Source organism: Acinetobacter sp. QJM3NY_42 (assembly GCF_056173745.1).
Window position 1 is genome coordinate 1 of the sequence record NZ_CM149689.1, and the last position, 14,282, is coordinate 14,282.

Below are 14,282 nucleotides of genomic sequence, written 5' to 3' on the forward strand. Positions count from 1 at the left end.
ATGCTTTGGACGGACTGCTTAACTCGCTTGCGACAAGAGCTCTCTGATAATATCTTTGCGATGTGGATTCGTCCTCTGGTGGCTGAAGAACTGGAGGATACTTTACGTTTATATGCGCCTAATCCTTATTGGACCCGATATATTCAAGAGCATCATCTGGAATTAATCACAATTCTAGCTGAACAAATGTCGGAAGGCCGTGTACGTAAGGTTGAGATTTTAGTAGATTCCCGGCCCGGCGCTATTTTATCAGCAGCAGAGCAGCCAGCCACCACTACGGCTGCATTAGAGCACCCGGCTTCTATGCCGGTATCGCGTCCTAAAAAGGAAAAAGAAGCTGAACCGGCCAAACAGAATAAGAAGCGTCTTTTAAATCCACTTTTCACTTTCGCACTTTTTGTAGAAGGGCGCTCTAACCAGATGGCAGCAGAAACGTGCCGCAAAGTACTGACACAGCTTGGTGCATCCCAGCATAATCCCTTGTTTTTGTATGGACCTACCGGTTTGGGTAAAACACACCTGATGCAGGCTGTCGGTAATGCGCTATTACAGGCCAAACCCAATGCACGTGTCATGTATATGACTGCAGAAAGTTTTGTACAGGATTTTGTCAGTTCTTTACAGCGTGGCAAGGTGGAAGAATTCAAAAAGAACTGTCGTTCCTTGGATTTATTATTGGTCGATGACATTCATCTTTTAGCGGGTAAAGAGGCAAGTCTGGTCGAGTTTTTCTATACCTTTAATGCTTTATTGGATGAATCCAAGCAGATTATTTTAACTTCAGACCGCTATCCGAAAGAATTGACTGAACTGGATCCACGTTTGGTTTCCCGTTTTTCCTGGGGCTTATCTGTTGGAGTCGAGCCGCCAGATATTGAAACACGGATAGAAATCCTGCTGAAAAAAGCTGAAAGCAATGAGATTGACTTACCCCGTAACTGTGCTTTATTTATTGCACAGCAGGTGGTTGCCAATGTTCGTGAACTTGAAGGCGCCTTAAACAAGGTCGTCGCTATTTCTCGGTTTAAGGGAACCGCAATTGATCTGGACGTGGTACGAGAATCCTTAAAAGATGTTTTGGCGATCCGGGCCCGAACTATTAGTGTAGAAAATATTCAGCGTGTGGTGAGTGAGTATTTTCGTATTCCCCTCAAAGAGCTGGTCGGGCCTAAAAGAACCCGAATTTATGCACGCCCTCGTCAATTAGCAATGGGTTTGGCACGTGAATTAACTGGTGACAGTTTTCCAGAAATTGGCATGGCTTTTGGCGGGCGAGATCATAGTACAGTCATGCATGCCTGCGAAAAAGTCCAGAGCCTCCGTGCTGAAGATCCGATCTTTAATGAGGATTATAAAAACCTGCTGCGCCTGTTGCAGAGTTGATCAATCCGGATTCTTGCAAAGTGCTTGAAACTGCCGCATAGTACACTGCTAAAAATTATTTTTTTATCTGTCTTCAGTTGTTAGAGGAATGAATCGTGCGTTTGAAAATCGCTAAAGAGAGCTTACTCAATGTTCTATCACATGTGGTAGGGGCGGTCGAACGTCGTCATACCCTGAACATTCTTTCAAACGTTAAAATTCAGGCGAGTCCGCAGGCTCTGACAATCACCGGGTCTGACCTGGAAGTTGAGCTGGTGGCCAGTACCGGCTTAAGTGAGGGAGCCTGTTTACAGCCGGGTGAAACTACTGTGCCGGCGCGTAAACTCATGGATATCTGTAAGTCACTACCAAGTGCTGCTTTAATCGATTTACAAATTACTGAAGACCAGCGCTGCATTTTAAAGTCTGGAAATAGCCGTTTTGTACTGGGAACCTTACCTGCTGAAGATTATCCTTTACTTAATCATGACAATAGTCAGGGTACTCAGGTTCAAGTCACCCAGCGTGAACTCAAGCGTCTGTTTGAAAAAACTGCTTTTGCAATGGCAGTGCAGGATGTCCGTTTTTACCTAACCGGCACATTACTGGAAATTGATGAAACTCAATTGCGTGCTGTAACTACCGATGGTCACCGTCTCGCATTGTGTGAAACCTTGGCATCTTCTACCGCTTCCCAGCCAGTGCAGGCAATTGTTCCACGTAAGGCAGTAGCAGAACTGCAACGCCTGCTCAGCATTGAAGATGAACAGCTTACGTTACTGATTGGCCGTGAACTGTTAAATGTTACAATTCAAACCCCAAGCCGTGACAAGGAACAGGGCGAGATTACAGTACGTTTCACGACTAAACTGATTGACGGGAAATTCCCTGATTATCGTCGCGTTATTCCACGTGGTGGTGATAAAACTGTCCAGATCGCGCATGACGTATTTAAACAGTCATTGCAACGGGTGGCGATTCTTAGTAATGAAAAATTGCGTGGTGTATTCCTCAATTTTAATGCAGATTCATTACAGCTTCGAGCCAACAACCCGGAGCAGGATGAAGCGATTGAGGATCTGGCTATTCAATATAATAACTCTCCGCTAGAAATGTCTTTTAATGCACAATATCTGCTTGAAGTGTTGAACGTACTAGATGGCGATGATGTTGTTATGACCATGACTGAAGCCAATCAGTCTGTGCTGGTGCAAGACCCTGCCCAGCAGGACCAGACTTATGTTGTCATGCCAATGCGTGTCTAGACTTAAAGCTATTTTATGTATATTACGCGTTTAAATATCGAACGTGTCCGGAACCTTTCAGCGGTTGCACTCTCTGAGTTGCAGCCGTTTAATGTTTTTTACGGGGCCAATGGTTCAGGCAAAACCTCGATTCTTGAGGCGATTCATTTGCTGGCCACAGGCCGCTCTTTTCGAACTTATATTCCCAAACACTACATTCAGAGTGGTGCTTCAGACACGATTGTATTTGCACAGTCTGCTACCGAGAAAATTGGCATGCAAAAAATGCTCTCGGGTGAGCAGATAATTAAAGTGAATGGCGATACGGTCGCAACTCAGGGTCAGCTTGCTAAAATGCTGGCATTACAATATATCGACCCACTCAGTACGGATATCATTGACCATGGAGCCAAACCGCGGCGACAGTTACTGGACTGGCTGATGTTCCACGTGGAACCTGAATTTTATCAGACATGGCAATATTATTCTCGCGCACTCAAGCAGCGTAACAGTCTGCTTAAATCCCGCCAAACTCTAAGTGTGGATGAGCTTGATCCATGGAACAAGATGTTGGCCAGTTATGGTGAATTGCTCCATGCTCAACGTTCACAGGTGATGGAGCAATGGAAGATTTATTTTAAACAGGATTTAAGCCAGCTTTTACCTGATCTGGAGATTGAGCTAGACTATGTATCCGGTTTTCATAGTGAGCAGGGGCTTTATCAGGACCTGACGTTATATCATCAGAAAGACCTGGATAGACGCTATACCGAGTATGGACCACACCGGGCAGACCTGCGCTTGAAAACACCACTTGGAGATGCGGATAACATTCTTTCAAGAGGACAAAAAAAACTATTAATTATGGCCTTAAAACTCTCTCAGATTGCAATGTTGCATGCGAGCAATAAGGAAACTGTGGTATTATTAGATGATCTGACGGCAGAATTAGATTTAACCGCACAACAACGTTTAATTGAGCGATTGAGCCAACTTGGTAGTCAAGTTTTTATTACCACTCTAGAGCATAAATCGGTACAGCAGCATTTGCATGATCTGTCTATTTCCTATCAATTATTCCATGTTGAACACGGTCAAGTCAGTGTCGTTCAGCAATGATTTAACCCATCTTTGGATTGATCCATTTTACACTAGGGAGAAACCATGAGTTCAGAATCTCAATCTGCCTCTCCAACAGAACACACCCAAGAAAAGGCTTATGATTCCTCTAGTATCAAGGTATTACGTGGCCTAGACGCAGTGCGTAAACGTCCTGGTATGTATATTGGTGATACAGACGATGGGACAGGGCTGCACCATATGGTATTCGAGGTGGTCGATAACTCGATTGATGAAGCACTGGCTGGACACTGTGATGAAATTCTGGTGACCATTCATGAAGATGAATCTGTGAGCGTATCTGACAATGGCCGGGGTATTCCAACCGATATCCATCCGGAAGAGGGTGTCTCTGCTGCAGAGGTAATCCTGACAATTTTGCATGCGGGCGGCAAGTTTGATGATAACAGTTATAAAGTCTCTGGTGGCCTGCACGGTGTAGGTGTATCGGTTGTTAATGCTTTGTCGAGCAAGCTTGAGCTGACTGTACAGCGTGCAGGACAGATACATGAGCAGGAATACCAGCACGGTGTACCTCAGTATCCGTTACGTGTCGTGGGACAAACTGAACGTACAGGTACTAAAGTCCGTTTCTGGCCGAGTGCTGAAACCTTTAGCCAGACTATTTTTAATGTCGATATTCTGGCACGCCGTCTGCGTGAGCTGTCCTTTCTAAATGCCGGTGTCCGTATTGTTCTGTGCGATGAACGCATTAACCTTGAACATGTATTTGACTATGAAGGTGGTCTGTCCGAATTTGTTAAATATATCAATGAAGGTAAAAATCACCTGAATGAAATTTTCCATTTCACCACTCAGGCTGAAAATGGAATTGGTGTTGAAGTGGCGTTGCAGTGGAATGATTCTTATCAGGAAAATGTACGCTGCTTTACCAATAATATTCCGCAAAAAGATGGTGGTACCCATCTGGCTGGTTTCCGCGCAGCACTAACCCGTGGCCTGAACAGCTATCTTGAGAATGAGAATATTCTTAAGAAAGAAAAAGTTGCAGTAACAGGGGATGATGCACGTGAGGGACTGACTGCTATTGTGTCAGTTAAAGTTCCAGATCCTAAGTTTTCTTCGCAAACCAAAGAAAAATTGGTGTCCAGTGAAGTTAAACCGGCAGTCGAACAGGCGATGAATAAGGCGTTCTCTGAATATTTGCTTGAGAACCCGGCAGCAGCCAAGTCTATTGCAGGTAAAATTATTGATGCAGCACGTGCCCGTGATGCAGCACGTAAAGCCCGTGAAATGACACGCCGTAAAAGTGCACTGGATATTGCCGGCTTACCTGGAAAACTGGCTGATTGTCAGGAAAAAGATCCCGCCTTGTCTGAGCTGTTTCTAGTCGAGGGTGATTCGGCAGGCGGTTCTGCCAAGCAGGGCCGTAACCGTAAAATGCAGGCGATTTTACCGTTAAAGGGTAAAATTCTAAATGTAGAGCGTGCCCGTTTTGACCGGATGATTTCTTCTGCTGAGGTCGGTACACTGATTACGGCATTAGGCTGTGGTATTGGACGTGAGGAATATAATCCGGACAAGCTGCGTTATCATAAGATTGTGATCATGACAGATGCTGATGTCGACGGTTCACATATTCGTACGTTACTGTTGACATTCTTCTTCCGTCAAATGCCTGAACTGGTAGAACGGGGTCATATTTATATTGCTCAGCCGCCTTTATATAAACTGAAAAAAGGCAAGCAGGAACAGTATATTAAAGATAATGATGCTCTGGAAACCTATCTGATTTCCAATGCAATTGATGATCTGTCTCTGCATGTCAGTGCCGATGCGCCAGCAATTAATGGACAGGCATTGGCTCAGGTGATTCAGGATTACCAGGTTTCACAAAAGAGTCTGCACCGATTAACCTTGCGTTATCCTGCGACCTTGCTTGATGGTCTCTTGGCGCTAGAAGCTTTTAAAATGGACCAGAACCATGATGAAAGTTATGTCCAGCAATGGGGTGAACAGTTACGTTCACGTATTGCAGACATGCAGTCTAGCTTACGTCCTGAATTGAGTCTTGAAAAATTTGAACGTATTGATGCAGATGGTCAGTCCTCGGCGCTTTACTGGCCACGGATCACTGTTTATGTGCATAACTTGCCACATCATTATCTGCTTGATGCCGGATTGCTGGGCTCTGCCGAATATGCCCGACTGCTCAAGAATTCAAGAAGCTGGTTCAGCCTGATTGAAGAGGGTGCTTATCTTGAAAAAGGTGAGCGTCGTGTACAGGTCAGTAATTTCCATCAGGTCTGGCAGTTCATCTTGCAGGACTCACGCCGTGGCATGATGATTCAGCGTTATAAAGGTCTGGGTGAGATGAATGCCGAGCAGCTCTGGGAAACCACGATGGACCCGGAAAATCGTAATATGCTGCAAGTGACTATTGATGATGCAATTGAAGCAGACCGTATGTTCTCTTGCCTGATGGGAGACGATGTCGAGCCACGTCGTGCATTTATTGAAGAAAATGCATTGAATGCCGATATTGATGCTTAATCTCATCACTGCTCAATAAAAAAGCGCCAGAAGGCGCTTTTTTATATCTTATTATTAAGGAGTAAGGATTACCTTACGACAGTCTTCTTCACGTTTATCAAATATACGATAGCCTTCAGCGGCTTCAGACAGGTTCATACGGTGGGTAATAATTACTTCTGGGGAAAGGTCACCATTTTCAATAAATTCCAGTAATTGTGGCAGGAACTTATGTACATGGGTTTGTCCCATCTTAAAGGTTAAGCCTTTATCGAATGCATCACCGAACAGGAAGCCATGAATTGGTCCTGCATAAACACCCGGTACGCTTACTACGCCGCCACGACGTACAGCTGCAATACATTGACGTAATGCAGCGCCACTCGAACCTTCAAGCTTCAAGTTGGTCATGACGGTTTCTAGCATGCTGCCCTTGGCTTCAAAACCGATAGCATCAATTACCCCATCTACACCACGGTAGCCCGGCGTATTGCTAATAATAAATTCAGCTGCATCGACTTCATCAAAATTAACCGGAATGGCACCATAGGTGTCCCTTGCATATTGTAGACGGTAATTATGGTGGTCTACCATAAAGATAAGTTCGGCACCCAGCATACGTGCACAGGCGGCCGAGAGCAGGCCTACCGGTCCTGCACCATAAATTGCAACACTTGATCCCTTACCAATTTTGGCATTGGTGACTGCTTGCCAGGCAGTAGGCAAAATATCAGTCAAAAATAAAACTTTTTCATCAGATAAAGAACCTGGTACTTTAAATGGCCCTACGTTTCCTTTAGGAATACGTACATATTCAGCTTGCCCACCTGGAACTCCACCATATAAATGGCTATAGCCGAACAGCGCAGCACCTGGCGGAATCTGCTTTTTATTTAAGATAGCACCCCGACCCGTATTTGTATTTTCACAGGCCGCAGTCAGATCATGTTCACAAAAGAAGCAGCTACCACAGGCAATCACAAAAGGAATAATTACCCGGTCGCCTTTTTTTACTTCAGTGACTGCCGGACCAACTTCCTCTACTACACCCATAAATTCGTGGCCAAAGATGTCACCATCTTTAGTGGCCGGAATTTTACCTCGATATAAATGCAGGTCAGAACCACAAATTGCAGTTGCAGTAACTCGCAAAATAACGTCATCCGGTTCTTGAATGATCGGATCAGGAACAGATTCTACCCGGACATCCCGAGCACCATGATATGTAAGAGCGCGCATTCTTATTTCCTCTCTGGTTTATTTTTAGAGTCAGCAGAATCATGTAAAAATTTTGTTGAGTAAGAAAACTGACCTGTCATTCATAATGCAGCGTCATGAGGTAAGCTTATGTATAAAAAAACAATTTAGCCTGTTGAAAAAATGTACATATACAAGGCTTAGGTAAAATAATGTTGATTTAAAGTAGCAATTAACCGAAATGATTCTTTACATTTTAAAATTAATTATTTTTATTTTAAAAAAATATTTTTAAATAAAATAAAAGGATTACCTTTAAATAGAGTAATCCTTTTATTAATATAATGTTAAATTATATTATACAGCTTGCCATTGCTGTTTTGCTTCATTGGCTGTCAGGTTTAAAATTACCTGATTATTGCTGACTTCCTGTACCCAAGTTAGAGGAATTAAATGATGTTTTCTATCACTGTCTTCATCATTCTTAATAAGTTTTAGTTGATCTTCACCTTCTAGGTGGTCAACACGGCCTACATGTTCGTTATCTGAACCTAAAACTTCTGCATGTTGAGTAATTTGACTGAGATCGATACCTGTTGCCATGCTTCTTTCTCCTTTACTTATATAGTTTAAGTCATTTAGATTATTCAAAAATAAAAAACATTTATGAATAATCTCTATCTCTAGTATTATTCAGATATGAATAATTAATTTAAATAATTTAGAGGATTAAAAATAATAAAGAAATCTTTTTAGGTAATACTTATGTAAGGTTTATTAATAAAATATAAAGTTATTATAAAACTGTAGCAAAAATGATTTTAAAATTAATTTTTTAAGAATATAACCTGATTTTATTTAAAATCAGGTTATATAGAATTAGATTACTGAAATGATTGTTCCAGCTCTTCAAGCTCCATCATTAATTCCAGAAGCTGTTCTTCTGCCTCGGCTAAGGCGAGCTTGAGTTCTGTCTGTTCATTCATCAGTTTAAGCAGGTCATTCTTGCGGTCATTATCATAGAGCGATGAATCACCTAGTTCGGTTTCAAGTGTCTCAAGACGCGGCTGTAATTTTTCAATACGGGCTTCGCATTGTTCGATTTTCTTGCGGACCGGGCGAGTTATATCACGACGGCGTGCAGCTTCTTTACGCTGTGCTTCTTTATCAACTTTGGAAATGGCAGGTACATCAACAACTACAGATTGGATTGGCGCAGCAGGCTGCTGGCCCTGTTTCATGATTTGTGTACGGGCCTGACGTAGCCAGTTAGCATAATCCTGAAGGTCTCCTTCAAACTCGGTCATACGACCGTCATGTACCAGTAATAACTCGTCACAAACACTGGCAATCAGCTGTCGCTCATGTGATACCAGAACTACCGCACCCTGAAAGTCCTGTAAAGCCATAGTTAATGCGTGACGCATATCCAGGTCTAGATGGTTGGTTGGTTCGTCAAGGATCAGGACATTTGGACGCTGCCAGACAATCAGGGCCAGAGCCAAGCGGGCCCGTTCTCCACCCGAAAAACTTTCACTGGGTGTATCCATACGTTCGCCACTAAAACCAAAGCTACCTAAAAAAGAGCGCAGGCTGGCCTCACTGATTTTCTTGTCGGCAATTCGTGCCAGTTGCAGCATAGGGCTGGCCTGACCATCTAGGGCATCCATCTGGTGCTGGGCAAAATAGCCAATATTGAGCAGTTCTGAAGGATGACGTAAACCTTTAAGCAGGGGCAGATCACCTACGAGTGATTTAATCAGAGTAGATTTACCTGCTCCGTTCATTCCCAGCAGACCAATACGGCTTGAAGGCGTAATCTGAATCTGGATATTAGTGGTAATCAGTTTTTCCCCATAACCAATATCCGCATGTTCTAATGTCAGTAAGGGTGAACTCATTTTGCTAGGTTCACGAAAACTGAACGTAAAGGGCGTATCGACATGGGCAGCCGAAAGTTCCTGCATTCGCTCCAGTTGCTTGATTCGACTCTGTGCCTGACGTGCTTTGGTGGCCTGTGCCTTAAAACGGTCAATATATTTTTGCAGGTGTGCGCGGGTTTCCAGCTGTTTTTCATAAGCCTGTTGCTGCTGGGCCAGACGTTCACTACGGGTCCGTTCAAAAGTGGAATAATTTCCGGTATATAAAGTAAGCTCCTGATTTTCAATATGCAGGATATGATCAGTGACAGCATCAAGAAAATCACGGTCGTGTGAGATTAGGACCAAAGTACCTTCATAGGCATTTAACCAGTCTTCCAGCCATAAAATGGCATCAAGGTCCAAGTGGTTAGTCGGTTCATCCAGCAAAAGCAGGTCTGAGCGACTCATCAGGGTACGGGCCAGATTCAGACGCATACGCCATCCTCCAGAAAAACTGGATACTGCCAGTTTTAGCTGATATTCGAAAAAGCCCAGACCTGCCATAAGCTGTGCTGCCTTGGCAGGAGCCGAATAACCATTAATCTCGTCAAAGCGGCCATGTAAATGGGCAATATCATGATCAGATAGCTGGTCGGACTGTTCCAGTTTTGCCTGAATTTCCCAATATTCTTCATCACCTGATAATACAAAATCCAGTGCTGCCATATCCAGTGCTTCGACTTCCTGTGCCATATGAGCAACTGTCCATACCGCAGGACGGCTTAGAGAACCTTCATCGGCCGACATATTGCCAAGCAATGCCGAAAACAGAGTAGATTTACCGGCGCCGTTAACTCCGGTTAGACCAATCTTCCAGCCTGGATGCAGTTGCATGCTCGCTTTTTTAAAGAGTATACGGCCACCGCGGCGAATCGAAAGTTGGTCAAGCTGAATCATGAATACGCAAATCTATTATCAGAGGTAGGCCATTTTAAAGGATATCTGCCAAGAAAAACAAAAAATCACCTGTCTCTGCAAAAGAATATGAATTTCATCCAATAATTTGACTCCACACAAAAACACTTTATCGGAAATTAGAGTGAATGCTCTATTTTTGTACAGTTAAGCTGTTTATAGTGATAAAGCCCTCATTTAAACAATAAGACTCAGGATGAATAAGATGAATAAGGGAAAAATTCTATTAGCTGCTTCACTTTTTTTATTTGCTCATTCAGCCCAGGCCAAAGTAGATATCTGTGTTTTTGATTTGCTGGGCAAAGCTGGCGAGTCCTATAAATTGATGGAAGACTGGCTGCTGGCTTCCAAGAACTGGAATGCTGATGTCGGACTAAAAATTGTAGCAGATGAGGCACAGGCAGAGCGTGAGTTTCGAGCTGGAAATTGTGATGGTGTGTATATGACTTCTATTCGTGCTCGTGCTTTTAACAAATTTGCTGGTTCAATTGATGCCCTAGGTGGGGTACCTAGTAATGCAATAGCCCAAAAGGCCATCAGCTATGCTCTGGATCAGCGTAATAGTAAACGTCTGGTGAGCAGACTGGAGGGACAGGTATATGAAGTTGCCGGAATCGGTCAGCTCGGCGCAGCTTATATTTTTGTAAAAGACCGTAATATTAATACAGTTGAAAAAATCGCCAAGAAAAAATTTGCAGTTCTTGGGCATGATGCTGCTCAACGGATCATGGTACAGCGTATTAATGCCAAGCCGGTGGCCTCAGAAATTTCGAATTTTGTTAGTAAATTCAATAATGGACAGGCGGATATTGTTGCAGCGCCTGCGTATGCTTACCGGCCTTTGGAAATTTATAAAGGCATGGGTCCAAACGGTGCCATGATCAATTTCCCGGTAGTCAATGTTACTGCAGACCTGATTATCCGGCCAGATAAATTTCCACAGGACTTTGCTGCCAAGTCACGTCAATGGTTCTTAAAACAGTTGCCTCGCAGCATGGCTATGGTACAACGCCTTGAAGCAGGCATTCCTGCAAAATTACGAATTCAGCTGTCCATTGAAGACCGTACTGCTTATCAACGTTTATTACGTGAAGGCCGCATCGATTTGACCCGTCAGGGCATTTATGATGAGACCATGATGCGTGTGTTAAAAAGGGCGCGCTGCACAGTAGAGCGGACTAACTTTGAGTGTTCACTTTCGGGCGAATAATACAAAATGACAGTTTTATAGCTATTGATTTCCTGAATATAAGTATAGATAGAAAATTTTAATTACTTAAAAAATGCAGAGATAGATCACAATTTAAAAAAATGGAGCAAATACTCTATTTTTTTTAAATAAAGCTGGGTAATATCTTGCAATGTAAGGGAAGTTCGAGAATAAAATCTCAAAAAAGGAAGAAAACAATGAAAAGAATAGTACTGACTGCTGTTACCACTGCACTTTTAGGTCTGGCAGGCACTGCTCAGGCCAAAGTAGATGTTTGCGTCTTCGATTTACTGGGTAAATCTGGTGAATCCTACAAAATGATGGAAGAGTGGGCATTGGCTGCAAAATCCTGGAAAGCAGATATTAACCTGGTTCCACGTCAGGATGAAGCTGTAGCGGACAGTGATTTCAAGGCAGGTAAATGTGATGCAGTTTTTATGACTTCAATGCGCGCCCGTCCGTATAACAAATTCGTGGGTTCTATTGATGCCTTGGGTGCTGTGCCAAGTAATGCTGTGGCCCAACGTGCAATCTCTTATGTACTGGATGCCCGTAATGCCGGCAAAATGACTACAACTCTGGGTGGCAATAAATATGAAGTTGCCGGTGTATCACCTTTAGGTTCAGCTTATATCTTTGTACGTGATAAAAATATTAATTCTGTTGAGAAAGCAGCAGGTAAGAAGTTTGCAGTACTGGGCTATGACAATGCCCAGAAAATTATGGTACAGCGTATTGGAGCACAGGCAGTCCTGTCTGATGTATCTAACTTTGTGGCCAAATTTAATAATGGCCAGGTCGATATGGTCGGTGCGCCGGCTTATGCTTATAAACCTTTGGAAATTTATAAAGGTCTGGGCAGTAATGGCGCGATGATGAATTTCCCGGTATTACAGGTAACCGCTGATCTGGTCCTGCGAGCCGATAAATTCCCGGCTGGTTTTGGTCAGCAATCACGTACCTGGTTTGCCAAACAGCTACCAAAAAGCTTTTCAATGATTCAGCGTTTAGAAGCCGGTATTCCGGGTAAATATAAAATGAATCTAAGTGCTGAAGACAAGCTTAAATACCAGAAGATGTTACGTGATGGCCGTATGGATTTAACCAGACAGGGTATTTATGACAAAAATATGATGGCAGTATTGAAGAAAGCTCGCTGTGCAGTCGATAAAGCCAACTTCGAATGCTCTATGGCAGGCGAATAAATTATAGAAGTTAAAAAGCCTGGCTATAAACCGGGCTTTTTTGTCTGTATTTTTATAGGCATGTAAGGTCAGTACTCAGCTGCCAGATAGAAAACAGAAAATAAGAAAAAATAAAATTAAAAGGATAAAATTATGCAATGGACTAAAGCACTTGTGCTGGGTGCAGGAATATTAATGGCAGCAGAAGCAGCTCAGGCAAAACAGGTTTTTTGTGTTTTTGATCTGGTCGGTAAAAATGGCGATGTATATGCTTTAATGAAAGACTATCAGCTTGCTGCTAAAAACTGGGGAGCAGATATCGAACTGCGTGTAGGCCAGAATGAGGCAGTGATTGCTGAAGATTTTAAAGCCGGGAAATGTGACGGAATTAGTGTTACCGGTATGCGTGGCCGACAGTTTAATAAATTTACCGGTTCCCTGGATGCAATCGGAGCTATTCCGGACCTTAAGTTGGCTGTTAAGGTTATGCAAGGCTTAGCCAGCCCGACTTTTGCCAAATATATGACCAATAGTAAATATGAAGTTGCAGGAGTTATTCCGGTCGGCGATGCATTCTTGATGGTAAATGACCGTAGTATTAATACAGTTGCTAAAGCAGCTGGCAAAAAAATTGCAGTTCTTGATTATGATGAAGCCCAGAAGATTATGGTTCAGCAAATCGGGGCGCAGGCAGTTAGTGCCGATGTAACTAATTTTGGCAGCAAGTTCAATAACCGCCAGGTCGATATTATCGGTGCGCCGGCAGCCGTGTTTAAACCGCTGGAATTACATAAAGGTCTCGGTACCAAAGGCGCTATTGTTAATTATCCGATTCTGCAGGTAACAGGAAACCTGATTATTCGTCCAGACAAGTTCCCTGCAGGCTATGGACAAAAATCGCGGGAATGGGTTAAAACCCAGTTACCACGTGCGTTTGGTATTCTTGGAAAAATGAAAGCGGATATTCCACAGAAATACTGGATGAATATACCAGCGGCAGATAAGCCGGGTTACCAGAAACTGATGCGTGAATCACGGATCGACCTGACCAGACGTGGTGTTTATGACAGGCGCATGATGAAACTGTTATGGCAATTCCGCTGTAAAGAAGACCGCAGTAATTTTGAATGCAGCCTACAGGATGAGAACTATAAATAAACCTGATAAAATAACTCAGGATAAACTTTAAAGTTCAGGCGCTGGCCATATATTGAGTATGTTATACTTTAAATATATGGCCTTTGCCTTTTAAGGCAGATGAATTTGTTGAGGAACGCCCAGTATGAATGCCCCAGCTCTTGTGTTGTCAGATAATGCTGCAAATAAAGTGCGCCAACTCCGTGAAAGCGAAGGGAATCAGGATTTAATGTTACGTGTCTATGTAACAGGAGGCGGCTGCTCAGGATTCTCTTACGGTTTTAACTTTGCTGAAAGCATGAATGAAGATGATGCTGAATTTACCAATGGCGATGTGACCATGCTGGTAGATTCACTAAGTTACCAGTATTTGGTAGGTTCAGTGGTTGATTATATTCAGGGACTGGAAGGATCACGTTTTATCGTTGAGAATCCGAATGCTACTACGACCTGCGGTTGCGGATCTTCATTTTCAATCTAGAAGATAACTGTTTAAAAA

At 43.1% G+C, this 14,282-nt stretch carries 11 protein-coding genes; 8 read left to right on the forward strand and 3 right to left on the reverse strand.

Features of this window, described 5'->3' with window-relative positions; genetic code table 11:
- From dnaA to gyrB, 4 genes are all read left to right on the forward strand, one after another.
- A complete protein-coding gene (gene dnaA / locus AC0VYT_RS00005; protein WP_005017523.1) occupies positions 1 to 1,383 on the forward strand; it encodes a chromosomal replication initiator protein DnaA in 1,383 nt (460 codons plus the stop codon).
- Positions 1,384 to 1,478: 95 nt separating this feature from the next.
- Entirely contained in the window at positions 1,479 to 2,627 is a 1,149-nt protein-coding gene (gene dnaN / locus AC0VYT_RS00010) for a DNA polymerase III subunit beta (RefSeq protein ID WP_005017521.1), read from the forward strand.
- Between the two features lie 15 nt (positions 2,628 to 2,642).
- Entirely contained in the window at positions 2,643 to 3,725 is a 1,083-nt protein-coding gene (gene recF, locus AC0VYT_RS00015; protein ID WP_005017519.1) for a DNA replication/repair protein RecF, read from the forward strand.
- A 45-nt stretch (positions 3,726 to 3,770) separates the two neighbouring features.
- Positions 3,771 to 6,239, forward strand: a complete 2,469-nt coding sequence (gene gyrB / locus AC0VYT_RS00020) for a DNA topoisomerase (ATP-hydrolyzing) subunit B (protein ID WP_005017517.1) — start codon at positions 3,771 to 3,773, stop codon at positions 6,237 to 6,239.
- Positions 6,240 to 6,293: 54 nt separating this feature from the next.
- Here the strand turns inward: gyrB and AC0VYT_RS00025 are convergent, their stop codons facing one another.
- The 3 genes from AC0VYT_RS00025 to AC0VYT_RS00035 form a co-directional block, all read right to left on the reverse strand.
- On the reverse strand, positions 6,294 to 7,457 hold the full coding sequence (locus tag AC0VYT_RS00025) for a zinc-dependent alcohol dehydrogenase (protein ID WP_005017515.1): 1,164 nt from the start codon (positions 7,455 to 7,457) through the stop codon (positions 6,294 to 6,296).
- A 315-nt stretch (positions 7,458 to 7,772) separates the two neighbouring features.
- Positions 7,773 to 8,018, reverse strand: a complete 246-nt coding sequence (locus tag AC0VYT_RS00030) for a DUF2171 domain-containing protein (protein WP_005017512.1) — start codon at positions 8,016 to 8,018, stop codon at positions 7,773 to 7,775.
- 281 nt (positions 8,019 to 8,299) lie between these two features.
- Entirely contained in the window at positions 8,300 to 10,234 is a 1,935-nt protein-coding gene (locus AC0VYT_RS00035; protein ID WP_005017509.1) for an ATP-binding cassette domain-containing protein, read from the reverse strand.
- A gap of 223 nt (positions 10,235 to 10,457) precedes the next feature.
- Here AC0VYT_RS00035 and AC0VYT_RS00040 point away from each other — a divergent pair, with 223 nt between their 5' ends.
- The 4 genes from AC0VYT_RS00040 (at position 10,458) to erpA (ending at position 14,264) form a co-directional block, all read left to right on the forward strand.
- Positions 10,458 to 11,462 (forward strand): putative solute-binding protein, encoded by a 1,005-nt coding sequence (locus AC0VYT_RS00040; RefSeq protein WP_005017503.1) that lies wholly within the window; start codon positions 10,458 to 10,460, stop codon positions 11,460 to 11,462.
- 197 nt (positions 11,463 to 11,659) lie between these two features.
- The gene (locus AC0VYT_RS00045) at positions 11,660 to 12,667 is read left to right on the forward strand and encodes a putative solute-binding protein (RefSeq protein ID WP_005017500.1); all 1,008 of its coding nucleotides are present in this window, start codon (positions 11,660 to 11,662) and stop codon (positions 12,665 to 12,667) included.
- Between the two features lie 132 nt (positions 12,668 to 12,799).
- Complete coding sequence (locus tag AC0VYT_RS00050) at positions 12,800 to 13,804, forward strand: putative solute-binding protein (protein WP_005017498.1); 1,005 nt, start codon at positions 12,800 to 12,802, stop codon at positions 13,802 to 13,804.
- A gap of 124 nt (positions 13,805 to 13,928) precedes the next feature.
- Positions 13,929 to 14,264, forward strand: a complete 336-nt coding sequence (erpA, locus tag AC0VYT_RS00055; RefSeq protein ID WP_005017496.1) for an iron-sulfur cluster insertion protein ErpA — start codon at positions 13,929 to 13,931, stop codon at positions 14,262 to 14,264.
- Positions 14,265 to 14,282 lie beyond the last annotated feature (18 nt).

Excerpts from the sequence above, each read along its gene's own strand:
- AC0VYT_RS00050 (WP_005017498.1), top strand. The coding sequence starts at position 12,800 with ATGCAATGGACTAAAGCACTTGTGCTGGGTGCAGGAATATTAATGGCA.
- AC0VYT_RS00030 (WP_005017512.1), bottom strand. The coding sequence starts at position 8,018 with ATGGCAACAGGTATCGATCTCAGTCAAATTACTCAACATGCAGAAGTT.
- AC0VYT_RS00040 (WP_005017503.1), top strand. The coding sequence starts at position 10,458 with ATGAATAAGGGAAAAATTCTATTAGCTGCTTCACTTTTTTTATTTGCT.
- erpA (WP_005017496.1), top strand. The coding sequence starts at position 13,929 with ATGAATGCCCCAGCTCTTGTGTTGTCAGATAATGCTGCAAATAAAGTG.
- dnaA (WP_005017523.1), top strand. The coding sequence starts at position 1 with ATGCTTTGGACGGACTGCTTAACTCGCTTGCGACAAGAGCTCTCTGAT.
- gyrB (WP_005017517.1), top strand. The coding sequence starts at position 3,771 with ATGAGTTCAGAATCTCAATCTGCCTCTCCAACAGAACACACCCAAGAA.
- AC0VYT_RS00045 (WP_005017500.1), top strand. The coding sequence starts at position 11,660 with ATGAAAAGAATAGTACTGACTGCTGTTACCACTGCACTTTTAGGTCTG.
- recF (WP_005017519.1), top strand. The coding sequence starts at position 2,643 with ATGTATATTACGCGTTTAAATATCGAACGTGTCCGGAACCTTTCAGCG.
- AC0VYT_RS00035 (WP_005017509.1), bottom strand. The coding sequence starts at position 10,234 with ATGATTCAGCTTGACCAACTTTCGATTCGCCGCGGTGGCCGTATACTC.
- AC0VYT_RS00025 (WP_005017515.1), bottom strand. The coding sequence starts at position 7,457 with ATGCGCGCTCTTACATATCATGGTGCTCGGGATGTCCGGGTAGAATCT.